Below are 23472 nucleotides of genomic sequence, written 5' to 3'. Positions count from 1 at the left end.
GGCATCGTAAACTTAATGGCAATTGAGGGCAGACCGTGACGTCGGCCGGTTATCGTTGCATTTGTGCCCAATGCATGGCGTTCATCTGGACCTGAATAGGCCAAAAGCTCGACAATGCCGCCGCTGGCATTGCGCATATAGGCGATATCGACCCGAGACCCAGGCACCCCGATGACGCGTGGACGAATAGGCAACCTGAAATTAAGTCGCCCGCGGGTTCACGTCGAGATAGCGATCCTGCTGCCATTCCGCCGTCGCGCGGCCCAGATACTCGTGCTGCCAGTCTGCGTAATCCGATGACCGCTGTTGGCGCAAAGCCGCCATCACCACCATCGGTATCCTTCGGTGGCATTTTGTTACACAACGCCGCGGTTTTCAGTATAGCGCGCGTCAGACTTTCCGAGCTAACAGAAAGCCCACTCACCCGCTGAACTTGCCGCTCCTCGGGAATCCCTTCGGCACAGTCCGACCGGCGCTTGCGCGATCGCCCATCCACTCGGTCAGTTCGTCCTTGGTGCGGACGAAGTTGCGCCCGGCGCTGTCGTCCCACGACAGCCCCTCGTCCATCGCAAAGCAGCGCACGTCGGAGACGCCGCCATCCTTGTAGCGCTGCAGGCGCACGCCCTTGCCGCGCGACATTTCCGGCAGCTGGACCAGCGGAAAAATCAGCATCTTGCGGTTTTCGCCGACGACCGCGACATGGTCGCCGCGCACCGGCACGACGAGCTTCGTCTCGTCCGGCATCGCCACGTTCATGATCTGCTTGCCCTTGCGGGTATTGGCAACCATTTCCGTCTCGGCGATCACGAAACCATTGCCGGCCTGCGAGGCGACAACGACCTTGCGGCCGGAATCATGGACGAAGGCGGTCAGCACGTCCTGGTCGTTCTCCATGTCGACCATGATGCGCAGGGGTTCGCCATGCCCGCGCCCGCCCGGCAATTTGTCGGCGCCGAGCGTGTAGACCTTGCCGCCGGTGGTGACGACGAGGATCTTGTCGGTCGTTTGCGCCGGGAACGCCACTTTCAGTGCGTCGCCTTCCTTGAACTGGAGGCCGGACGTGTCGGCGATATGGCCCTTGAGCGCGCGGATCCAGCCCTTCTCCGAAATGACGACCGTGACCGGTTCCTTTTCGATCATCGCCTGCTGGATCGCCTCGACATCAGCCTCGGGCGCATTGGCGAACAGCGTGCGGCGTCTGCCGATGTCGGTCGCCTTGGCGAACTTCTTCTTCACCTCGCCGATCTGCCAGGCGACCGTCTGCCACTGCTTGGCTTCGGACGCGAGCAGCGCCTCGATATCCGCCTTCTCCTTGGTCAGCGCGTCGAATTCGGTACGGATCTCGAACTCTTCCAGCTTGCGCAGCGAGCGCAGGCGCATGTTGAGGATCGATTCCGCCTGAAGATCGGTGAGCGAGAATCGCGCCATCAGGGCCGGCTTCGGCTCGTCCTCCTCGCGGATGATGCGGATGACCTCGTCGATGTTGAGATAGGCAACGAGGTAGCCGCCGAGAATTTCCAGCCGCCGTTCGATCGCCGCGAGCCGGTGGCGGGAGCGACGCTGCAGCACCTCCCGACGGTGCGCCAGCCATTCTGACAGAACCTCGTTCAGCGCCATGACACGCGGAACACGCCCCATCGACAGCACGTTCATGTTCAGCGGAATGCGGCTCTCGAGCTCGGAAAGCTTGAACAGCGACTCCATCAGGATCGTCGGATCGACGCTGCGGCTCTTCGGCACGAGCACGACGCGCACATCCTCGGCCGACTCGTCACGGATATCTTCAAGAAGCGGCAGCTTGCGGGCCAGCAGCAGCTCGGCGATCTTCTCGATCAGGCGCGACTTCTGCACCTGGTATGGAATTTCGGTGACGACGATCTGGTAGCCGCCGCGGCCAAGATCCTCGGTTTCCCACTTCGCCCGCACGCGAAAGCCGCCGCGGCCGGTGCGGTAGGATTCGAGCATGCTTTCGCGGCTCTCGACGATGACGCCGCCGGTCGGAAGGTCCGGTCCCTCGATCCCGCCCTTCTGCGGGTTCGCAGGGTCGAACATCAGTTCCTCGACCGAGGCCTCGGGATTCTTGATCAGGTAGAGGGCAGCGTCGCAGAGTTCGTGCGCATTGTGCGGCGGGATGGAGGTGGCCATGCCGACCGCAATGCCCGAAGCGCCGTTGGCGAGCAGGTTCGGGAAGGAACCCGGCAGGACGACGGGTTCCTCGTCCTCCTCGTTGTAGGTGGGCCGAAAATCGACAGCGTCCTCGTCCAGCCCATCCAAGATCAGGGTTGCGACTTCGGTCATCCGCGCTTCGGTGTAGCGCATGGCGGCGGCGTTATCGCCGTCGATGTTGCCGAAGTTGCCCTGGCCGTCCACGAGCGGATAGCGAATGGCGAAATCCTGGGACAGGCGAACCAGTGCGTCGTAGATCGACGCATCGCCGTGCGGGTGGAACTTACCCATCACATCGCCGACGATGCGGGCGCACTTCTTGTAGGCCTGGCCCGGATCGAGCCTGAGCACGCGCATCGCGTGGACGATGCGGCGGTGAACGGGCTTCAGCCCGTCGCGCACATCCGGCAGTGCACGGTGCATGATGGTCGACAGCGCATAGGCAAGGTAGCGCTCTTCCAGCGCCGCCTTGAGGTCAACCGGTTGAATGTGGTCGTCTCCGCCTGAGGGCGGCAAAATCTCTTGTCCCATGGGGCTTGACTACCGAAATTGCCGATTCGCGGCAAGGAATCCGGGCGATTGCGCTGTGGATAGCGCATCACTCCCGAAAGTCACAATTGTGGAACTTTCGCATCTTACACTCTATCGGTACAGACGCTTAACCCGATCAGAATATAGTCCGCGCCCGATACGTCTAACAGCCGAGACGGCGCTCGCCGTTGTAAATCCACACAAGAGGACAGACATGCTTCAGAACCGCACCCTTCGCAGGATGCTTGCCGGCGTCGCGCTTTCGGCGTTCGCAACCCCTGCACTTGCCATCGACGGAACCGATCTGATCACCAAGCTGAACGCGGCGAACGCTGCAAGCGGGGTGACGGTATCCTATGGCAACATCGCGGTCGATGACGACACGGTGACGATCGAGGGGGCCAAGCTGACGCCTGCCGGCGGTGAAGCATTGGAAATCGGCGACATCACGCTCGAAGGTGTCGAAGAAGACGGCAGCGACGGCTACACGGTCGAAACGGTTCGCTTTCCGAACATCAACCGCACCGAAAACGATGTGACCGTCACGGCATCCGACCTGCAGATCGGCGCGTTGACCATTCCTGGAAAAGTCGAGACGGACACGCTCGCTTCCATGCTCATGTACGAGACGGCTAGCTCCGGCCCGGTCGTCGTAACCAGCAAGGGCACCGAAGTCTTTTCGATGTCGGGCATGCAGGCCAATGTCGTGCGCATGGACAACGATGCGGGCCTGACCTTCGACGCCACGCTTTCGGACATCAAGGCCGACCTGACCCAGGTCGAGGATGCAAAGTCCAAGGAAACGATCGAAAAGCTCGGCATGCAGACGATCGACGGCAAGATCACCATGAAGGGCAGCTGGGAGCTTGCCAGCGGCAAACTGGCGCTGGACGAATACGCGCTCGACTTCAACGATGTCGGCCGGCTCGATCTCACCTTCGCCATCTCCGGCTATACGATGGAGTTCATCAAGGCGATGCGCCAGGCGATGGAGGCAAGCCAGGCCAATCCGAACCAGGATGAGGCCAATGCCGCGCTCGGCATGTCGATGATGGGGCTCCTCCAGCAGCTCACCTTCAACAGCGCCGCGATCAGCTTCGCCGACGCCTCGCTGACGAAGAAGGTGCTCGACGTGGTCGGCGCCGAGCAGGGCGTCTCGGGCGAGCAGATGGCACAGTCGCTGAAGGGTCTCGTACCGCTGATGATCGCCCAGCTCAACATGCCGGACTTGCAGAACCAGATCTCGCAGGCCGTCAACACCTACCTGGACGACCCGAAGAACATCAAGATCAGCGCCGAGCCGGCAAACCCGGTCCCCTTCCCGATGATCATGGGTGCGGCCATGGGCGCGCCAAACACGATCCCGCAGGTGCTGGGCGTGAAGGTCACCGCGAACGAGTAGTACGCGGCCTGAGCCTCCAGAGACGACAAAGCCCGGGAGTGATCCCGGGCTTTTTTGATACGTAGCGTCCAAGGCGCTGCTCGCTGTCGGGCGGGCAGCGCCCTACCCTCAATCCTTCTTCGGTGTCGGCATGACGCGCAGCGCCAGTTCGCGCAGCTGGGTCGGCGTTGCCGGCGACGGGGCGCCCATCAGGAGGTCCTGCGCCTGCTGGTTCATCGGGAACAGCGAGATCTCGCGCAGGTTCTTGGCGCCGACCAGCAGCATGACCACGCGGTCGATGCCGGCCGCCATGCCGCCATGCGGCGGTGCGCCGTACTGGAAGGCGCGGTAGAGGCCGCCGAAGCGCTCCTCGACGTCGGCCTGGCTGAGGCCCACCTTCTCGAACGCCTTGACCATCAGTTCCGGCGACTGGTTGCGGATCGAGCCAGAGGCAATCTCGAAGCCGTTGCAGACCATGTCGTACTGGTAAGCCTTGAGCGACAGCGGATCGGCGCTTTCCAGTGCCTCCATCCCGCCCTGCGGCATCGAGAACGGGTTGTGGGCGAAGTCGACGCGCTTCTCGTCCTCGTTCCATTCGTAAAACGGGAAGTCGACGATCCAGCAGAGCTCGAAGCGGTCGCGGTCGACGAGGTTCAGTTCCTCACCGGCCTTGGTGCGGGCTTCGCCGGCAAACTTGTAGAACTTGGCCGGGTCGCCGGCGACGAAGAAGCAGGCGTCGCCGTCGTCGAGTCCGAGCTGGGTGCGGATCGCATCGGTGCGTTCCTCGCCGATGTTCTTGGCGAGCGGACCGGCGCCTTCGAGCTTCTCGCCCTCCTTGCGCCAGAAGATGTAGCCGAGGCCGGGCTGGCCGTGGCTCTGCGCCCAGGCGTTCATGCGGTCGCAGAAGGCGCGCGAACCGCCGGTCTTGGCCGGGATCGCCCAGACCTCGACCTTCGGGTTCGAGGCGATCATGTTGGCGAAGACCTTGAAGCCGGAATCGCGGAAGTGATCGGTGACGGCCTGCATCTCGATCGGGTTGCGCAGGTCCGGTTTGTCCGTGCCGTAGGTGCGGATCGCATCGTCATAGGCGATGCGGCGGAACTTCTGCGTGACCGGCTTGCCGTCGGCGAATTCCTCGAAGATGCCGCGGATGACCGGCTCCATCGTGTTCCAGACGTCTTCCTGCTCGACGAAGCTCATCTCGAGGTCGAGCTGGTAGAACTCGCCCGGCAGGCGGTCGGCGCGCGGGTCTTCGTCGCGGAAGCACGGCGCGATCTGGAAGTAGCGGTCAAAGCCGGCGACCATCAGGAGCTGCTTGTACTGCTGCGGCGCCTGCGGCAGGGCGTAGAAGGTGCCCTCGTGGATACGGCTCGGCACCAAGAAGTCGCGTGCGCCTTCCGGCGAGGATGCGGTCAGGATCGGCGTCGAATACTCGGTGAAGCCGACATTGTTCATCTCGCGGCGCATGGCGGCGATGATCTGGGTGCGCTTGACGATGTTCTTGTGCAGCGTCTCGCGGCGCAGGTCGAGGAAGCGGTACTTCAGGCGCACGTCTTCCGGATAGTCCGGCTCGCCGAAGACCGGCAGCGGCAGTTCCTTGGCGGCCGACAGCACCTCGATCTCGTGGGCGTAGAGCTCGATTTCGCCGGTCGCCATGTGCTTGTTGACCGTGTCGTCCGTGCGCGCCTTGACGAGGCCGTCGATGCGGATGACCCACTCGCCGCGAACGGCTTCCGCAACCTTGAAGGCCGGGCTGTCGGGATCGGCGACGACCTGGGTGATGCCGTAGTGGTCGCGCAGGTCGATGAAGAGCACGCCGCCATGATCGCGGACACGGTGGACCCAGCCGGACAGGCGGGCGGTCGAACCGACGTCGGACTTGCGGAGGGCGGCGCAGGTATGGCTGCGATAACGGTGCATTGTTCTATCCTGGAATGCTCTTGAGGTCGGCTTCGAAAGCGAGGCCGCACTTCTTCAAAAATCGGGCGGACAAGCGCATGGCCCGTCCGATTTGTCAAGGCTTGGGGCACTTCTGCACGCTGCATCCCGCAGACTCAAGGCTCGATGGCAGCCGCTCTTTCGGCAAGTGCGGACACGCAACGACTTCACGCGGCGGCGTTCCGCCCGTGTCATGGGGGTGTGGTTTGGACAGGGCGCTGACAGCTGCCTCATCGAAGATGTGTGTGGCACCTCTCAGCGCCCCGTTCGGCGGTTTATGCCCATGAACTTCGTCCTCTGCTGCTCCCGCCTCTCAAGGCGGGGCCATGTGTGCCACCCCACGGGCACGTCCGGTGCGAAACTCGGGAAAACCCGCCATCACCAGAGGGGACCTGTCTCACGAACCCCGGATGCCGGGACATGCGTCCCTTCCCTGCACCAGGCGCCGGCTCCGCCTCGCCGCGACGCCTCGCGGGGTATCCGTGACGGAACGAAAGCGAGTATGGCATGGCCCGGAACGGCGGGCACGAAGCGCGACAGCGGCGTTGATACTGTTGGGGAAATGCACGCGGGATGTCCACGATTCCAGGCATATTGCGGCCCTCACGGATCGAGAACCTTCATCAAACGACAATCCCGCACCGGTGCGGCGCGGAAATGTCTCCTGCTCTGGAACTGAGCCTTTCCATCAGATGATGAAGAAATCGGCGTTGGTCAACTTCAACCCGGCGCTGAGCGTGGCGAAATGTTCCCCTCCACCACCGCCCTTGCCGTCCATGTCATAGAACAGTTTGCCGGTGTCGCTCTCGTAGATGATGCGATCGCTCGAGTCTTCCGCCGCGCCCGTCTTGTTGACCTTGAATTGTGCCGAGGAGAGCGTTCCCGTTCCCTTGATCTTAGTGAACAGCATGTTCTCGAGATAGATCACGTCGTCCTTCACGCTGAAGTCGGTGATCCTGTCGCAATTGAGAGATGCGTCGGGGAATGTGTTGAAGACGAAAGCGTCCCTGCCCGCGCCGCCGGTCAAGGTGTCGTTGCCCCACCCGCCGCCGATCTTATTGGCGCCGCCGTTGCCGACGATCACGTTGTTGAGCGTGTTGCCCGTGCCGTTGTTCGAGGTCGTGCCCGAGAGCGTCAGCCTCTCGATATTGCCGGAGAGCGTGTAGGTCTGGCCGGCAGGGCCGGCGAACACGACCACGTCGGTTCCGCCGTTGGAGGCTTCGATAGCCCTGTCGCTGGCGTGGTCGGCATAGTAGATATCATTGCCGGTCCCGCCGGTCATCGTATCCACCCCCGTCCCGCCGTTCAGCCGGTCGTTCCCCGCACCGCCCTTGAGCGTGTCGTTTCCAGCACCGCCGCTCAAGCTGTCGTCACCCAGGAGGCCATCCAGAACGTTGGCGCCCGAATTGCCGGTCATCGTGTTGGCGAGGCCATTCCCGAATGCGTGCGTCGCGTTGCTGCCGATGAGGACAAGTTTTTCAACGTCGGCCGTAAGCGTATATGTGTTTCCGGCCGCACCATCGTACTGGACCGTATCGATGCCTTCACCGGCAAGTTCGACAACCTTTTGGCGCCAAAACGTGATCACATAGACGTCATCGCCCTTGCCGCCATAAAGATTGATATTGCGATAATCGTCGCCCCATGGGTGATCGGACACGCCGCTGACCAGCTTGTCGTTACCGTCCAGCCCGTAGAGAGACTGGTTGGCATCGTGGCGCGAACTCGCGTAAATCACATTGTTAGCGCTGTTGCCGGTGCCCGAGCCGACCTTGCCCGTCAGGATCAGGTTTTCGATGTTTGCAACCAATGTGTAGGCGGCTGCAAAGCTATCCCCGACAAGCTTGACGGTGTCCGTTCCTTCATTCGCATTCTCGAAAAGCTTTTTGATCCCCGGGGACGCAAGATAGTAGTAATCGTTGCCCTTGCCCCCATAGATGGAGTCGTTGCCGCCGTAAGGATTAAAGCGATCATGTCCATCGCCCCCCCGCAGGATATTGTCCTGATTGTTCCCATCCAACGTGTTGTTAAGTGAATTGCCGCTGAGATTGGCATTGGCGCCGTCGTACAGTCTACCGATCTCGACATTGGCCGCGAGAACGAAGGTAACGCCGGCTGTCGGACGGTATCTGATCGTATCCGTTCCGGCGTTCGGATCCTCGATGACGGTGTCCACGACGCCATCGGTGCTGTCGACTTCGTATTCGTCATCGCCGGTTCCGCCGACCAGCGTGTCAATCCCGGCCCCGCCATAGAGGAAATCGTTGCCCGCCCGCCCCTCGAGGCGGTCGTTGCCGGCTCCGCCATACACGACGTCCTGGCCGATCGCCCCATAGTAAGTGTCGTCGCCGCCTGCGAGGTCGATGCCATTGGTGATCGTAATTACCCAAACTCCGGACACATCGAAGAAATCGCTTCCGCCCGTACCGGATAACGAATACGTCGAATCGACAGTCCAGACGCCTCCGTCCAGATACTCGACGCTCGTCGACGTCGACAGATCGAGGTAGTCAAGGATGGTGTCGCCGAGGAGCCAGATCGTATCCTCGCCTGCTCCACCACGAAAAGTGTCCCTGCCTGGCTGCCCCTCTATATAGAAATAGTCGCTGCCCTCGCCGCCATCGTAAACGTCATCACCGTCACCACCATAGAGGTCGTCCGACCCGCCATCGCCTATGAGGATGTCGTCGCCGTCCTAGCCATATAGCTCATCGTGGTACGCCCCACCTTTGAGCGTATCGTTACCTGGAGTGCCTTCAATATTCATTGGACCTATCTCTCTATGAAATAATCGGTTTCGTTTAGCGACGCAGGCAGAAAACCCACGACGAGGTTGTTGCTGAAATCAGATACAATTTTAACTTGGCAGAAGTGCCTTGATCTGTGGCGACATGCGGAAACGCGTCCTCACCGGATGCAGTTGCAGCGCCGCGCAGCCTGGATGGGCCAGTTGGCGTGAGGCATCACTCGATGCCAGCCCCCCCCTACAGGATGAAATCGCCCTTGGTCAGGTTGATGATGCCTGCAAGTTCGATCTGGAAGTCGGCGCGGCCGTCGCGGTTGATATCGCCGTAGACGATCGTCCGGTCGTTGGCCGTGCCCTTGACGTCGAAGGTGCGGAAGACCAGTTCGCCGGCCTTGCCGGAAAACTCGCCCTTGCCGCGCCAGACAAAGGCCTGGTCGCTGGCTATCTTCAAGTCGGCGTCGATCTTCGAGACGTCGAGCCGGTCCTCGCCGCGGACGAAGTCGGTGACGATGTCGCGTTTTCCCCCGCCCGACAGTGCACTGAAGCCGCCGTTGTTGACGAAACCGGAATAGCCGGGCGCCGAATCCTTCACCGAGGCGAAAACGAAGGTGTCGCGGCCAGCGCCACCGGTCAGCTGATCGACGCCGGTGCCGCCGATCAGCGTGTCGTTGCCCGCTCCCCCTTTGAGGACGTCGTTGCCGGCCTTGCCGTCGAGCACGTCGTTGCCGCTCGTGCCGGTCAGCCTGTCGTTGCCATAGGTGTCGGAAACAGGCTCCTTGACGTCCTTGACTGTGATCTTGAGCGCCTTCGACGCCTCGTAGCTCGTGCCGATCGAGGGATCATCGAGGCGCACGGTGACGTCGAGCGACGGGTTGGTCTCGAAATCGAGCTTGGCGCCCTTCTTCAGCCACAGCGCGCCGTTCCTGATCTCGAACAGCTTCGCATCCGCGCCGACGAGCGACAGGCGGTTGTCGCCGCCATCGGGATCGACGATCGAGAGGTCAGCCACCTTCCGCGCGCTCGCCGTCGAGGCGTCCTCGGCAATCGACGTCAGCACCTGCTTGGCGCCGAGCTTCGGCGCGTCGTTGACCGGGGTGACGGTGAAATTGAAGGTCTTTGCGACCGGGGCCGAATTGTCCTCGTTGCCGTCCTCGACTGAGACCCTGAACGAGGCCTTGGTTGTTTCCGAGGCGTCGTGAACGAACGTGACCTTGCCGGCGTAAAGCTCGGCGCCGGTAAAGCTCGTCGCCGCCTTGCCGTTGACCAGAACTTGGCCGGCCACCTGGCTGGAGACGGTGAAGCGCACGCCGGCGGGACTGTCGTCGAGGTCGTCAAAATCGAGGTCCGTGGTGGTGAGCACGTAGCTCGACCCTTCTTTCACCGTCGCCTTCAGGTCGCCGGTCAGGACGGGGGCGGTGTTCGTGTCGTGAACGTCAGTCACATGGATGTCGAAACCCTTGTTGAACGTCAGTCCGCCTCGATCTGTCACTGTGACGTTTACACGGACAACCGGTTCCGTCTCGAAATCCAGGGATATGCCACTTTTCAACCGAAGCTGATTTCCGACGATCTCGAAACGAGGGTTATCGACGGTGTAGGTGAAGGTGTCGCCGAAATTCGGGTCGGTTGCCGTCAGTGTGCCGATCGCCGCGCCCGCATTGTTTTCGGCAACGGATGACGCGGAGAGGGAGATGTCGGTCGGAGCCTTCTCCGCCAGGCTCTCGACCCACAGCGCATCTACCTGGACTGCGGCACCGTGCGCTCCGCTTCCGTCCGGTGCCATTGGTCGGGAGATGCGAATTTCGTCGACGTCGGCAAAGTTTGGATGCGACGTAAGGTCGATCTCCAATGAGCTGTTGTTACTCATGTTCCCTTCGAGCGTCACGCTCCCCAGTAGAACGCCACCCTTGTAGGCGTAGACAATCGTCCTCAAATCACCAAAGTTGCCGGTTTCGTATATGCGCAACTTTTGGGCAGAGAAACCTAAGCCGTCCGCCTGGCGGATCGACAGGTAATCAAGCTTCGTCGTTGGCAATGATGTCACCGCCGAGATATAGCCAAGGTCGATTGGGCCGGTTGAGGAGAGGCCGGCAAAGGGGTCGGCATCGCCTTCGTACACTGGTACGGCGAAGCCATCGATATGTCGCGCGGTGACGATGAGGTTGCCCATCGTTGTCGTTGCGAATTGAACGGTGTCGGTGCCGTCGCCGGTACCATTCTCGAACGTAATATGCTCAATGGTCATTCAATTAACCCGAAATATCCAAAATTATTTATGCTTGGCGTCTTCGTCGAGAAGCAGAGGACAAAAGCTTAAGCGGACCTGTCGCCCATTTTTCGGCGGCGCGCTCATGCCCAACCTTGCTTGCCGAACCCTGCGTCATCCCGCGAGTTCGCTTACATCCGCCACTTGAGCCCGACGCGGATCGTGTCGAGCGTCACGTCGTTTTCGAAGCGTGGGAAGCTATCTGGCGGAAAGGCTGCCGCACCTGTGGCCGTGACCGCGCCGAAGTCGTAGTGCAGGTATTCCAGCCCGACCGACCAGTTCGGCTTGAAGCGCCATTCGACGCCGCCGCCGGCCACCCAGCCGCCTTCGGTGCCGCCACCGGAGACGTCCATCTCTACGTTGACCGGCGGGGTCGGGGTGGAGAAGGCGCGCACGTCCACTTTCGCCAGCGCATAGCCGCCGGTGACGTAGAAGAGCACGTCGGAGGCGGCGACGCCGGCGCGCAGGCGCGCGCTCGCCGCCCAGTCGATGTCGAACGTCGCATGCGTGTTGCTGCTGATCGCCGACGTGCCGGTCGCCCCGAAGTTCATCAGCGAGAAGTCGATCACGCCGCCGAGCACCAAGGCGGTGCCGCCGAGATCGAACTGGCGGTCGCAGCCGGCCTCGACGCCGCCCGTCAGCCCGCCGTCATCGGTGGAGATCCTGTCGTAGAAGCCGTCGTTCCAGAACACGTCCATGCCGGCATAGGGGCCCTCGCGATAGGGCGTGTCGGTCGCATCGACATCGGCGCGGCCATAGCCGGCATTGGCACCCAGATAGCAACCGGACCAGGACGCAGCACCGGCAGTCGACGTCTGATCGGCTGCGAATGCGCTAGTGGTTGCGGAGGCTGCAGACAATATCAGCGAGGCGGCCGAAACGACCATGAACGTGTAACGACAGGGCACCGACTTCCCCCCGGAAGCGAAAATTATAAAATAATCAACAACTAATGCGCTCGAATCGCGCTTTTGCCACCAGAGCGCGATATATCGTGTTCGTGCGCAAAAGATCAAGAAACCGGTTAACTTATGAAATAAGTAATCGAAAGCCATTTCTGGTATAGCATTCATGGTTACACGCGCGCACTGGGTGCGAAAACAAAGCTGCAAATCTGCGGCGGTCTGCTGCACAATGTAAACAAACCAGAGCTAAAGTGCTCCGTGCGCGTTAGCTCATTTGTTTTTTGCGCATGCGTCCCCCGGCATCCCCTATCGGGAGACACGATCCATCAGTGACGTTGGCGGGGAACATTATACGCCTACAGGATAAAATCGCCCTTGGTCAGGTTGATGATGCCTGCAAGCTCGATCTGGAAGTCGGCGCGGCCGTCGCGGTTGACGTCGCCGTAGACGATCGTCTTGTCGTTGGCCGTGCCCTTGACGTCGGAGGTGCGGAACAGCAGTTCGCCGGCCTTGCCGGAAAACTCGCCCTTGCCGCGCCAGACAAATGCCTGGTCGCCGGCAAGCTTCAAGTCGGCGTCGATCTTCGATACGTCGAACCGGTCCTCGCCGCGGACGAAATCGGTGACGATGTCGCGTTTTCCTGCACCCGACAGCGGGCTGAAGCCGCCATTGTTGACGAAGCCGGAATAGCCGGGTGCCGTATCCTTCACCGAGGCGAAGACGAAGGTGTCACGACCGGCGCCGCCGGTCAGCACATCGACGCCGGTGCCGCCGATCAACGTGTCGTTGCCGGCGCCGCCCTTGATCACGTCGTTGCCGGCCTTGCCGTCCAGCACGTCATGGCCTGACGTTCCGGTCAGCCTGTTGTTGCCGGTGGTGCCGGAGATTTTGGTGCCGGGCGTGACGGAGAAATTGAAGGTCTTTGCGACCGGGGTTGACTTGTCCTCGTTGCCGTCCTCGACGAAGACCTTGAACGAGGCTTTCGTCGTCTTCGAGCCGTTATGCAGGAAGGTCACCTTGCCGGCGTCAAGCTCGGCGCCGGTAAAGCTCGTCGCCGCCTTGCCGTTGACATAGACCTTGCCGGCTGTCTGGCTGGAGACGGTGAAGCGCACGCCGGCAGCGGTGTCGTCCGGGTCGGTAAAATAGAGGTCCGTAGTGGTCAGCTTGTAGCTCGACCCTTCTTTCACCGTGGCCTTCAGATCGCCGGTCAGGACGGGGGCGGTGTTGCCTTTCTCCCACGTGAAGCTAAGGCGGAAGTACTCTTCCTTCTCGCCGTGGGTGAGGCTACCTTCCTGCGTATCAGGGCCCAAGTTGTAGCTGATAACGATCTTGCCGTCGGCGATAATGGCTGCCCAGTCCGCCTTGCTGATGGTGAAGATTCTCGAATCGGCAACATATTCCTTGGCCGAAGTTATCAGCCCCGTGTCGTATAAGCCTTCGATTTCGATTGAGAAGCCGTCGCTAGAGCTTTCAAAGTCCCCCAGAAATTCCAGCAGAAATGTGACGTCTCCTGATGCACTCGTAGGAACATTCTTAATGGAAGACGTAAAATCTGGAATGACAACACCATTAGAGATTCCCCTTCCGAAACCGATATGCTTATCGATAAAAGTAATACTCATATCTATATTTCCACACTTTGAAATTCAGGGGATGCATTACATCATCCCCACCCCCAGCTATTGGGATCGATTATTTGGACTGAAGGATTCAGCGTCCGAATTCATGGCGCAATTAAAATCATTAATGGCTAATATGCTTAAGCTGAGCCATCGCCGCCAACGGGGCGCTATATCGCGTCGGTGCGGCCTGCAAAAGATCAAATGTCCGTTAAGCTTATGAAATAGCTAACAAGAATGCCACTTTTGGCGCACATTCCGGCGACTTTTGACGCGCCTGGATTGCAAAAAACAAAACTGTCGAGCGGCGCGATTTCGCAGGTGCGCAGCCCGATCCGGTGATCCTTTGCCCGTGCAGAAGGTCAGCTTGGAGGTCTCTCATCAATTTGAAAAACCGTCCAGCCCCACCGTGGATGGAGGTTTCTTGCCACTTGATCGGCCAGCGCTGGAAGCGGCGCTGGCCGCGGAAACACTGCGCCCCGCTACAATATGAAATCGCCCCAATGCGAGGAGATCGTCGACCAGCCGCGGAAACGGACACAGACCGCATTGCGCCAAGAGAATTGCGTCCCATGCTTGCAATAACCCTGTCGCCGGCGTGGTTCTCACGATAGAAGTCGTACCCGAGTGACAGCGCCCCCCGATTCCCTTCCCGCAAAGCGCCAGCATGAGCCATATCCGTCCCCTCGTTCCCCTCCTCATCACTGCCGGCATCCTGATCGGCGGCAACGGCTTGCAGGGGACCTTCATCTCGCTGCGGGCCTCGCAGGAGGGCTTTTCCACCTCGCTGATCGGCCTTGTCGGCGCCGGCTACAACATCGGCTTTGCGATCGGCTGCATCTACGTCTCCCGCGTACTGCGGGCGATCGGGCATATCCGCACCTTCTCGGCCATGGCGGCGATCGCCTCGGCCTCGTCGCTTGCGATGCTGCTCGTTATCGATCCAACCTTCTGGTTCTTCATGAGGCTGCTGGCGGGTCTCTGTTTCGCCTGCCTGTTCGCCACCGTCGAAAGCTGGCTGAACGCCAGCGTCAACAATGCCAACCGGGCGCGCACGCTCTCGATCTACCGCCTCGTCGACCTCGGTTCGGTGACGGCAGCGCAGTATCTGATCCCAGGCGTCGGCATCGGCGGCTTCCAACTGTTCGCCATCATCTCGATGGCGCTGACGCTGTCGCTGGTGCCGATCTCGCTTGCCGACCGCTCCAGCCCGGTGGCACCCGAAGCGATCCGCTTCAACGTCAAGAAGCTCTGGAACATCTCGCCGCTCGCCACGGTCGGCTGCATCGTCGTCGGGTTGACGAACGCCGCCTTTCGTTCGCTCGGACCGATCTACGGCCAGGAGATTGGGCTATCGGTAACGGAGATCGCCAGCTTCATGAGTGCGGGCATCATCGGCGGGGTCGTGCTGCAATATCCGCTCGGGCTCTACTCCGACAAGCTCGACCGGCGCGTGATCATCCTCGTCGCCACGCTGGGTGCGACGCTCGCGGCCCTGTTCCTCGCGATCTTCGCCGGTGGCGACGAATGGCTGAACATGGCCGGCATCTTCGTCTTCGGCGCCTTCGCCATGCCGCTCTACTCGCTCTGCTCGGCCCACGCCAACGACCACGCCGGCGACGGCGAGCACGCGCTGGTTTCGGCCGGGATGTTGTTCTTCTGGTCGATCGGAGCCGTCGTCGGCCCGCTGTTCGCCTCGGTGCTGCTCGACATCTTCGGGCCGGACGCGCTGTTCACCTATACGGCCGTCGTGATGGTGATCTTCATGGGCTACACGGTTGTGCGCATGAGTGCGCGGCCGGGCGTGCCAGCCGAGCAGCGGCATGGCCGCTTCCGTAACCTGCTGCGCACATCCGCGTTCTTCAATAAGCTTGCGGGCGAAGGACGGAACGGCGGGGAGAAGTAGCGCCGCCCTCCGGCTTTGCGTCGGGATGCCGCCGAGCGGCCTATGGGTTTACGTCTCGGCGCTACTCTTTTTCGATTTCGCCCGAGCAGCCGCGTTTGCGTTCTTTTTCAGCTTCGTCCGGTTGTAATCGATCGCGGCGCGGACAAGGGTTTTCAGGGCATCCTCGTCGATCTCGTCGCCCTCGAAGAAATCGATCGCCCGCCGCGCGTTGCCTTCGAGGCCGGCGTTGAAGAGCTTGTCCGGATCCGGCAGGCCCGCCCCGTGGGCAAAGGTGAGCTTCACCTTTCCCTTGTGGGCATCGGCGACGGCAATCATTCCATCACGCGACCAGACCGGACTGCCCATCCACTTCCATTCCTCGATGATCTCCGGATCGGCCTCGAGGATGGCTTTGCGGATGCCGGCGAACGTCTTGCTGCGCCAGTCCGTGAGGCCTGCGATCAACTGGTCGATGCGCTCGGATGGGTTCATGGGGTCTCCAAACCTCAGAAATGGTGGAACACTCGGAAAACATTGGTGAATTGGCGATCTTCACAACAACCGCCCGGCATCATGCACCATCATAGCGCAGCTATCCACCAGATTGCACCCACGGTATCCTCGCGATCCACTTCGTAACCGGCAGCCGGTTTTCCCCAGCGACCACACGTTTGATTTGCCGCATTGATGAGTTTTGCAATCAGGTTTAATCAGTGAGCAAAACTAACTCCTACCGGGACGCCCCATGCCGATCAGCCGCCGCACGCTTCTTAAAGGCTCCACGCTTGCCGCAGCCGCTTACGGAACGGGGCTTGCCCTGCCGCTGGTGCGCCGGGCGCTGGCTGGAGCCCCGGCAGAACTTATTGCCTATGAGGGGAGCGCGCGGCTTTCCGGAGATGCGGCGACGATGCGGACCATGTCCTACAGGCAAGGTGAGGCCGGCGACGGCGTTCCGCCGGTGCTGCGCATGCGCAAGGGTGAGGAATTTGCGGCGCGGTTCATCAACGAGCTCAAGGAACCGACGACGGTGCATTGGCACGGCATGCGGATCGCCAACGCGATGGACGGCGTGCCGGAGCTGACGCAGGGCTACGTCTATCCCGGCGACAGCTTCGACTATCGCTTCACTCCGCCCGACGCCGGCACCTTCTGGTATCACCCCCATTGCAACACGCTGGAGCAGATCGGCCGCGGGCTGACCGGCATGATCGTCGTCGAAAACCCTGAAGATCCCGTGTTCGATGCGGAAATCGTCCTCAACCTGCGCGACTGGCGGCTTGGCGGCGACGGGCAGTTCATCGACCAGTTCAAGCCGCGCGACGCTGCCCGTGGCGGGACCTACGGCACGGTGCGGACGACCAACTGGCTGCAAGCTCCGGTTTACGACGCGCCGGCCGGCGGACTGGTGCGGGTGCGCATCGCGGCAACGGACGTCACCCGCATCTACCGGTTGGCACTGCAAGGCGGGGCGGCGAAGGTGGTCGCGCTCGACGGCAATCCGCTGGAGGCGCCCTTCCCGCTCGACCTTTACGACGTCGGTCCCGGCCAGCGCATTGACCTCGTGCTGCGCATGCCGGATGGCGAAGGCGAGATCGTCACGCTCGGCAATGTGAAGGGCAGCACGCCATGGACGGTTGCTTCGTTCCGGGCGGTCGGATCCAGCTTGAAGCGGGAACTGGGCGACGTGGCGGCGTTGCCGGCCAACCCCGTCGCCGTGGCAGATCTCAAGTCAGCGGAAATCATTCCGATGGAATTCACCGCGACCGCCGAGCACGGGGCAAAGCCCAGCATCTGCGGATCGCTCGGCTACACGTTCTGGGCGATCAACCGCGTCGCCTGGCCCGGCGACGCCTCCGATCCGGTCGCCCCGCTCGCCGAACTGAAGCTGGGCAAGAGCTATATCTTCCGCATGGCCAACCGCACGCCGCACGCCCACCCGATCCACCTGCACGGCATGAGCTTCCGCGCCGTCGCCTCGAACCAGCCGCGGCTGCTCGGGCACCCGACCGATACGATCCTGCTGGAGCCGGACGAAACGGCGGACCTTGCGCTCGTCGCCGACAATCCGGGTGCGTGGGTGTTCCATTGCCATATCATCGAGCACCAGAAGACTGGCATGACCAGCTATGTTCGGGTGACCTGACGGGTTTGCACAGTTTTCGATTGTGGCGGAATGGTGGAGCAGGTAAACCATCCGGTCAAACGAAGCCTCCACCGAGCGAATTGATGCAAATCATCGAAACCACCGCAGCCCTCGCCGATGCCTGCGCGCTGCTTGCCAAATCCGATTATCTGACGATCGACACCGAATTCCTGCGCGAGACGACCTTCTGGCCGGAACTGTGCCTGATCCAACTGGCGGGACCAGAGACGGCAGTCATCGTCGACCCAATGGCGCCTGGCATCGACCTTGCGCCGTTCTTCGCGCTGATGGCGGACTCGAACGTCATCAAGGTCTTCCACGCCGCGCGCCAGGACCTCGAGATCGTCTACAATCTCGGCAAGCTGATCCCGCACCCGATTTTCGACACCCAGGTCGCCGCCATGGTCTGCGGTTTCGGCGACAGCGTCTCCTACGACCAGTTGGTGCAGAAGACGAAGGGCGTGCAGATCGACAAGTCCTCGCGCTTCACCGACTGGAGCCGCCGGCCGCTGACGGACAAGCAGCTCGAATATGCGCTGGCCGACGTCACGCATCTGCGCGACGTCTACCAGTTCCTGAAGGGCAAGCTGGAACAGGAGGGACGCACGCTCTGGCTGGCCGAGGAGATGGCCGTTCTGGAGGCGCCCGGCACCTACGACATTCACCCTGATGACGCCTGGAAGCGGCTGAAGCTGCGCGTGAAGAAACCGATCGAACTGGCTGTTCTGCAAAAGGTTGCCGCATGGCGCGAGCGCGAAGCACGCGGCCGTAACGTGCCGCGCTCGCGGATTCTCAAGGACGACACGATCTACGAGATCGCCCAGCAGCAGCCGGCCGATGCCGAGGCGCTGGGGCGGCTTCGCACGATCCCGAAGGGCTGGGAGCGCTCACAGTCGGGAACGGCACTGGTCGCGGTGATCCAAGAGGCGCTTGCCATCCCGAAAACCGACCTTCCCCGCCTGCCCCGCCAGAACCAGGTTCCCGAGGGCGTGGCTGCCGCCAGCGAAATGCTGAAGGTGCTGCTGAAACTCGTCTCGGAAAAACAGGGCGTCGCCGCCAAGATCATCGCCAACAGCGACGATCTGGAAAAGATCGCCGCCGAGGGCGAAGCCGCCGACGTACCGGCCATGCACGGCTGGCGCCGCGACCTGTTCGGCAACGTCGCGCTCGACCTGATCAGCGGCAAGGTGGGTCTGCGCTTCGTCAACAAGCGGATCGAGGCGGTGGCGCTCTGACCGCCTCTGGTTGAGGGCAATTCTTCAAATCTCCCTGAGAAAGCCGAAGGACCATCGGCTTTCAGACTGCCCGTCAATCGTCGCAGCGGCCCTGCTTCCGTCTCCCCGGACCTGATCCGGGGTCCAGCAGCGACGCGTCTGCGGCGCAATAGAGTCTTTTGCGCTCAAGGACTTGAGCGCGCTGGATGCCGGATCGGGTCCGGCATGACGGCGCAAGGGGGGACAGCATCAGGGCTTGCCCCTCGAATAGGGAATTCACTGGCCATCCGGATAGCGCAAACGCGTCTTGTCATTTTGCCGTCCGTACGAACTTCGCTAGAATGGCGGATATGGACACGCCGGAGAAGTTCACGATTGCCACGGTAGTTCTGCCGAACGGCGGCCGCATCGGCCTGAGCCGCATTCCCGGACGCACCGGCGAATATGCCGCCGACCTGCAGGCGATTGCCGACTGGGGTGCGGACGCCGTCATATCGATGACCGACAGGGTCGAGATGGAGGCAAGGGGGTGTAGCGATCTCGGCGCCCGGCTTGCCGAACGGGAGATCGCCTGGTTTCACCTGCCGATCCGCGACTTTGGCGGTCCGAGCGGTTCGACTGAAGCAAAGTGGCCCCAGTATTCCGCAAAACTCCATGAGATTCTCGATCACGGAGGCGCGGTGCTGGCCCATTGCCACGGTGGCCACGGACGGGCTGGGATGGTGGCGCTGCGGCTTCTCGTCGAGCGCGGCGAGGAACCGGACGTCGCGCTCCGCAAGATCAGGGCGGTACGGCCCGGCGCAGTCCAGACCGAGGGGCAGTACCGCTGGGCTGCGGCTGGCTAGGGTCCGAACCTGTTGAATTCATCCAAACTGTTCGCCAGCACGGGATTGGCGGAACAACTCAGGGAGGATCGGAGGGATGGCGGATCAATGGCTATTCAAGAGTGAGACCTACGACAACTGCAATTGCGCGATGAATTGCGGCTGCCAGTTCAACTTGCCGAGCACCCACGGCTATTGCCAGTCGGCGTTCGTCGGCAACATCGTTGATGGCCACTTCGGCGATACGCCGATCGCCGGGCTGAACTGGGCGGCGCTGTTCAAGTGGCCCGGTGAAATCAAGGATGGGCACGGCCGACGCCAGATCGTTATCGACGAGCGTGCGGACAAGGCTCAACGGATCGCGCTCGAGAAGATCATCTCAGGCGAAGCAGGCGAACCACTCAGCAATCTTTTCTCCGTTTTCGCGACGACGTGCTCTGAGTTTTGCGAGACGCTGTTCCTGCCGATTTATCTAGAAGCGGATCTGGAACTCAGAACCGCCAGAGTGGAGATACCCGGCGTCATGCGCAGCAGCGGCCGGCCATCGATCAACGAGTTTACCGGTCAACCGTTCCACATCGCGATGGCGCGTCCTAGCGGCAGTTTCGAGTTTACCTACGCAGAGATCGGGCTCGGCACGACCACGATCACAGGGGATATGGAGATGGCGTTCGAAGACAGCTGGGCGCATTTTTGTGTTCACCACTTCGATCAGCATGGCCTGGTCCGCCAACGATCAAGGCTCACCGCATGGCTTGATCGCATGAGCCAACTTTCTGGTGATTAGCGGCCCTGCCGGCAGCTTCAGGCAGGCCCGGCTTTCTGCGCCATAACGATCAGGGCAGGCATGTCGAACTCGATCGCCCCTCCGTCGATCACGAATGGCTGCAGGACCGTCTGCGACTCCTTCAGAATCCGGGCAAACTGATCGTCTGTGAGCACGCCGCCGAGCGTCCACACGCAGGCACGCTCCGTCGAGACGAGCGCATCGATCGAGTGAAAGCGAACCCTTCCGTTTCGCCGGGCGACTTTTGCATTTCCAATGCCCGCCTCCCGGCAAATGTCCTGCAACTGCTTGGCATCCCCAAGAACGAACGGCGCCCGGAAGGCGTCGCCGACCTCCCTGCCGAATAAACGATCCAGCAGCTGTGCAAAGGCGCTGTAGCCCGGCGAATTGTCGACGCTGTCGCAGACGGCGACCGCCAACCGGCCGCCCGGTTTCAGTACCCGCATCATCTCACGCAGGGCCTGCGGCCTGTCCTGGAAGAACATGAGGCCGAACTGGCTGACGACGGCGTCGAAGCTGTCGTCAGCCAGCGGCAACGCTTCGGCCGCGCCCTCCAGCCACTCGATGCGCGTATCCTTTTTGCGCGCCACGTCCAGCATCTCGGGGTTCGCGTCCAGTCCGACCACCGACCCGGCCGGGCCAACGATGGAGGCAACCGCGAGCGTCAGCGCGCCCGTGCCACAGGCGACGTCGAGCACATGATTGCCCGCTCGTACCGACGCGTCCGCCGCGACCACAGGCCCCCACTGCGCGAAAAGTGCGGGGACGAAGTGGGCGTCGTATACTTCTGCGGGACCAAGTGGGGATTCAGGCGCGGTCATGATGCTGCCTCCAAGCCAAACGCCGCCGCTGCGACGGCGCGTCCGGCGCTGAAATCGAAGGCGTCTGCCTGCCGTCGTGATGGTATTCGCGGGGGCGGCAAACCGGGACCCCGAGTTTATCAAAGCTGAACGTTCGTCGCAGCGATTTCCCGATCTCATAAAGCAGATGTCACGGACGGCAACTTTCGCTCCGTAGGGGAAAATCTAGTCCGCAAGAACCTGCATCAATTCGATACGATTGCCGAAAGGGTCGTTCACATACTTTCGCACATACCCGTCAAGCGGTTGATCGGAGACGGCGCGAAACCCTGCCGCTTCCAGTGTGGCACAGACGTCTGAAAGGTCGTCGACAACAAATCCGGGATGGGCTTTCTTTGCCGGCCTGAAATCGGGATCAACGCCAAGGTGTACCTTGACGCCATCGGCTTCGAACCAACAGCCTCCTCGTGCCGCCAGATGCGATGGCTTTTCCACTTCATTCAACCCGAGCAAGCCTTGATAGAAGGCACGCGCTGCCTCCTCCTGCCCCGCGGGCATCGCCAGTTGAACATGATCAATCCGCCTGACAGTCATTCTCTCTCCCTCCCTTTTTCGGCACCCCACACTTTTGGAAGATAGCGCTTCCTGCCATCGCAACAATGGACACTTTTGGCGCAGCCTGCCGGCGGCGTTGCGGCACCCTGTGTCCAAACGCTGGATAACGCCCCGCAAGCAGCTTCCGTCACGAAAGCTTCAGCCAACTGTCAAGCAGCGGTCATGCGCAACACCTATCGGGACGATGTTCGATCCTTCCACAACAAGGTGAATTCCATGACGAAATCGCTCCTGGCCGGCGCAGCGCTCGCCTTTCTCCTCTCCGGTACCGCACTTGCCGGCGACACCGAGTTTCCCGCGACGCTGAAGGCGCATGCGATCCTTCCCGCAAACACGATCATCGCTGCACCCGCCGATGCTGCCGACTACCTGAAGACTTCGGGCAAGTTCACGACGGCCGACCGCAAGCGGGCCGTACAACTCGGCACCGTTGCCGGTAAGGACGGCGTGCGCCCGACCGGCCTGTCACTGCCGTTCGACGGTCAGCCGATGCAGGGCTTTTCCGGCATCAAGGCGATGGACGATGGCACGTTCTGGACGCTGTCGGACAACGGCTTCGGCAACAAGCTGAACTCGACCGACGCGATGCTTATGCTCCACAACGTCAAGTTCGACTGGGACAAGGGCACGATGGAACCGGTCAAGACGGTGTTCCTCTCCGATCCGGACCGGAAGGCGCCCTTCCCGATCGTGATGGAAGGTTCCGCAACCCGCTACCTGACCGGCGGCGACTTCGACGTGGAATCGATCCAGCCGGTCGAGGACGGCTTCTGGATCGGCGAGGAATTCGGCCCCTACATCCTGAAGTTCGACCGGGACGGCAAGCTCACAGACGTCGTTGCGACCGTCATCGACGGCAAGCCAGTTCTGTCGCCGGACAACCCGACACTGACCGTGCCGGCAGATCCGTCGAAGAAGATGCCGGTCTTCAACCTGAAGCGTTCGGGCGGCTACGAGGGCATGGCGCTGTCGAAGGACGGATCCAAGCTCTACGGCCTGCTGGAAGGGCCGCTGTGGGTCGACAATGAATCGGTCGAGCAGGCGGACGGTCGTCCGGCGCTCCGCATTGTCGAATTCGACGTCGCCACCAAGGCCTGGACGGGCCGCAGCTGGCTCTACCCGCTGGCCGAGGGCGGCGAGGCGATTGGCGACTTCAACATGCTGGACGAGACGACGGCGCTCGTAATCGAACGCGACAACGGCGTCGGCACGGCGGACAAGGCCTGCGCCGACCCGAAGGATCCGAAGCCGGATTGCTTCGCGGTCGCCTCGAAGGTGAAGCGCATCTACAAGATCGAGATGAGCGACGCAAACGTCGGCAAGGCCGTGCGCAAGATCGGCTACATCGACCTGCTGAAGGTTGCCGATCCCGACAACAGGAAGCGCCAGGGAGGCGGCGACGGCTTCTACGACATGCCGTTCCTGACGATCGAGAACGTCGACCGGGTGGACGACACGCACATCATCGTCGGCAACGACAACAACCTGCCCTTCTCCGCCGGCCGCTTCGTCGACAAGGCCGACGACAACGAGTTCGTTCTGCTTGAGGCGGGTGAATTGCTGAAGGCCAAGTAATCGGGCCGAAATTGAAAGGGGCGGCTGATGCCGCCCCCCCCCCCCGGGCGCAGTGACAAATGATGCCGGCAAGAGCA

General features: G+C 61.7%; 16 protein-coding genes. 7 read left to right on the top strand and 9 right to left on the bottom strand.

The window, feature by feature from the left end; genetic code table 11:
• Window positions 1-420: 420 nt before the first annotated feature.
• Window positions 421-2697 carry a DNA topoisomerase IV subunit A gene (gene parC / locus IB238_RS03775; protein ID WP_192243700.1) on the bottom strand — a complete coding sequence of 759 codons (2277 nt, stop codon included), beginning with the start codon at window positions 2695-2697 and terminating at the stop codon, window positions 421-423.
• Between the two features lie 214 nt (window positions 2698-2911).
• Here parC and IB238_RS03770 point away from each other — a divergent pair, with 214 nt between their 5' ends.
• Window positions 2912-4099 carry a hypothetical protein gene (locus tag IB238_RS03770; protein WP_192243698.1) on the top strand — a complete coding sequence of 396 codons (1188 nt, stop codon included), beginning with the start codon at window positions 2912-2914 and terminating at the stop codon, window positions 4097-4099.
• 108 nt (window positions 4100-4207) lie between these two features.
• On the opposite strand, the gene aspS is transcribed toward IB238_RS03770, so the two are convergent.
• The 5 genes from aspS to IB238_RS24880 all read right to left on the bottom strand — a co-directional run bounded on the left by aspS (window position 4208) and on the right by IB238_RS24880 (window position 13555).
• Window positions 4208-5998, bottom strand: coding sequence for an aspartate--tRNA ligase (gene aspS / locus IB238_RS03765; protein WP_192243696.1), 1791 nt, complete (start codon window positions 5996-5998; stop codon window positions 4208-4210).
• A 706-nt stretch (window positions 5999-6704) separates the two neighbouring features.
• The gene (locus IB238_RS03760) at window positions 6705-8417 is read right to left on the bottom strand and encodes a calcium-binding protein (RefSeq protein WP_192243694.1); all 1713 of its coding nucleotides are present in this window, start codon (window positions 8415-8417) and stop codon (window positions 6705-6707) included.
• A gap of 583 nt (window positions 8418-9000) precedes the next feature.
• Window positions 9001-11007, bottom strand: a complete 2007-nt coding sequence (locus IB238_RS24885; protein WP_192243692.1) for a cadherin-like domain-containing protein — start codon at window positions 11005-11007, stop codon at window positions 9001-9003.
• Window positions 11008-11159: 152 nt separating this feature from the next.
• Window positions 11160-11936: an outer membrane beta-barrel protein gene (locus IB238_RS03745; RefSeq protein WP_192243690.1), complete on the bottom strand. Its 777-nt coding sequence runs from the start codon at window positions 11934-11936 to the stop codon at window positions 11160-11162.
• Between the two features lie 353 nt (window positions 11937-12289).
• Entirely contained in the window at window positions 12290-13555 is a 1266-nt protein-coding gene (locus IB238_RS24880; RefSeq protein WP_192243688.1) for a cadherin-like domain-containing protein, read from the bottom strand.
• Window positions 13556-14219: 664 nt separating this feature from the next.
• Between IB238_RS24880 and IB238_RS03735 the strand changes: the two genes are divergently transcribed.
• The gene (locus tag IB238_RS03735; RefSeq protein ID WP_192243686.1) at window positions 14220-15458 is read left to right on the top strand and encodes an MFS transporter; all 1239 of its coding nucleotides are present in this window, start codon (window positions 14220-14222) and stop codon (window positions 15456-15458) included.
• A gap of 48 nt (window positions 15459-15506) precedes the next feature.
• Here IB238_RS03735 and IB238_RS03730 read toward each other — a convergent pair whose 3' ends face one another.
• The gene (locus IB238_RS03730) at window positions 15507-15929 is read right to left on the bottom strand and encodes a DUF1801 domain-containing protein (RefSeq protein WP_192243684.1); all 423 of its coding nucleotides are present in this window, start codon (window positions 15927-15929) and stop codon (window positions 15507-15509) included.
• 253 nt (window positions 15930-16182) lie between these two features.
• Between IB238_RS03730 and IB238_RS03725 the strand changes: the two genes are divergently transcribed.
• The 4 genes from IB238_RS03725 (at window position 16183) to IB238_RS03710 (ending at window position 20405) form a co-directional block, all read left to right on the top strand.
• Window positions 16183-17580 carry a multicopper oxidase family protein gene (locus IB238_RS03725; RefSeq protein ID WP_192243682.1) on the top strand — a complete coding sequence of 466 codons (1398 nt, stop codon included), beginning with the start codon at window positions 16183-16185 and terminating at the stop codon, window positions 17578-17580.
• Between the two features lie 89 nt (window positions 17581-17669).
• Window positions 17670-18815, top strand: coding sequence for a ribonuclease D (gene rnd, locus IB238_RS03720; RefSeq protein WP_192247328.1), 1146 nt, complete (start codon window positions 17670-17672; stop codon window positions 18813-18815).
• Window positions 18816-19135: 320 nt separating this feature from the next.
• Window positions 19136-19639, top strand: a complete 504-nt coding sequence (locus tag IB238_RS03715; protein ID WP_192243680.1) for a protein-tyrosine phosphatase family protein — start codon at window positions 19136-19138, stop codon at window positions 19637-19639.
• A 76-nt stretch (window positions 19640-19715) separates the two neighbouring features.
• The gene (locus IB238_RS03710) at window positions 19716-20405 is read left to right on the top strand and encodes a DUF1326 domain-containing protein (protein WP_192243678.1); all 690 of its coding nucleotides are present in this window, start codon (window positions 19716-19718) and stop codon (window positions 20403-20405) included.
• 17 nt (window positions 20406-20422) lie between these two features.
• Here the strand turns inward: IB238_RS03710 and IB238_RS03705 are convergent, their stop codons facing one another.
• Window positions 20423-21226, bottom strand: a complete 804-nt coding sequence (locus IB238_RS03705) for a class I SAM-dependent methyltransferase (protein WP_192243676.1) — start codon at window positions 21224-21226, stop codon at window positions 20423-20425.
• A gap of 204 nt (window positions 21227-21430) precedes the next feature.
• Window positions 21431-21799 carry a VOC family protein gene (locus IB238_RS03700; RefSeq protein WP_192247326.1) on the bottom strand — a complete coding sequence of 123 codons (369 nt, stop codon included), beginning with the start codon at window positions 21797-21799 and terminating at the stop codon, window positions 21431-21433.
• A gap of 237 nt (window positions 21800-22036) precedes the next feature.
• On the opposite strand from IB238_RS03700, the gene IB238_RS03695 reads away from it, so the two are divergent.
• On the top strand, window positions 22037-23395 hold the full coding sequence (locus tag IB238_RS03695) for an esterase-like activity of phytase family protein (protein ID WP_192243674.1): 1359 nt from the start codon (window positions 22037-22039) through the stop codon (window positions 23393-23395).
• The last annotated feature ends 77 nt before the right edge of the window (window positions 23396-23472 follow it).

Source organism: Rhizobium sp. ARZ01, from assembly GCF_014851675.1.
GTDB lineage: Bacteria > Pseudomonadota > Alphaproteobacteria > Rhizobiales > Rhizobiaceae > Mycoplana.
This window is presented reverse-complemented; position numbering and strand designations above follow the sequence as displayed.

Coding starts and splice junctions, on each gene's coding strand:
- IB238_RS03695 (WP_192243674.1), top strand. CDS start 22,037: ATGACGAAATCGCTCCTGGCCGGCGCAGCGCTCGCCTTTCTCCTCTCC.
- IB238_RS03770 (WP_192243698.1), top strand. CDS start 2,912: ATGCTTCAGAACCGCACCCTTCGCAGGATGCTTGCCGGCGTCGCGCTT.
- IB238_RS03715 (WP_192243680.1), top strand. CDS start 19,136: ATGGCGGATATGGACACGCCGGAGAAGTTCACGATTGCCACGGTAGTT.
- IB238_RS24885 (WP_192243692.1), bottom strand. CDS start 11,007: ATGACCATTGAGCATATTACGTTCGAGAATGGTACCGGCGACGGCACC.
- parC (WP_192243700.1), bottom strand. CDS start 2,697: ATGGGACAAGAGATTTTGCCGCCCTCAGGCGGAGACGACCACATTCAA.
- IB238_RS03700 (WP_192247326.1), bottom strand. CDS start 21,799: ATGACTGTCAGGCGGATTGATCATGTTCAACTGGCGATGCCCGCGGGG.
- IB238_RS03705 (WP_192243676.1), bottom strand. CDS start 21,226: ATGACCGCGCCTGAATCCCCACTTGGTCCCGCAGAAGTATACGACGCC.
- IB238_RS03710 (WP_192243678.1), top strand. CDS start 19,716: ATGGCGGATCAATGGCTATTCAAGAGTGAGACCTACGACAACTGCAAT.
- IB238_RS03735 (WP_192243686.1), top strand. CDS start 14,220: ATGAGCCATATCCGTCCCCTCGTTCCCCTCCTCATCACTGCCGGCATC.
- IB238_RS03730 (WP_192243684.1), bottom strand. CDS start 15,929: ATGAACCCATCCGAGCGCATCGACCAGTTGATCGCAGGCCTCACGGAC.
- IB238_RS03725 (WP_192243682.1), top strand. CDS start 16,183: ATGCCGATCAGCCGCCGCACGCTTCTTAAAGGCTCCACGCTTGCCGCA.
- IB238_RS24880 (WP_192243688.1), bottom strand. CDS start 13,555: ATGAGTATTACTTTTATCGATAAGCATATCGGTTTCGGAAGGGGAATC.
- aspS (WP_192243696.1), bottom strand. CDS start 5,998: ATGCACCGTTATCGCAGCCATACCTGCGCCGCCCTCCGCAAGTCCGAC.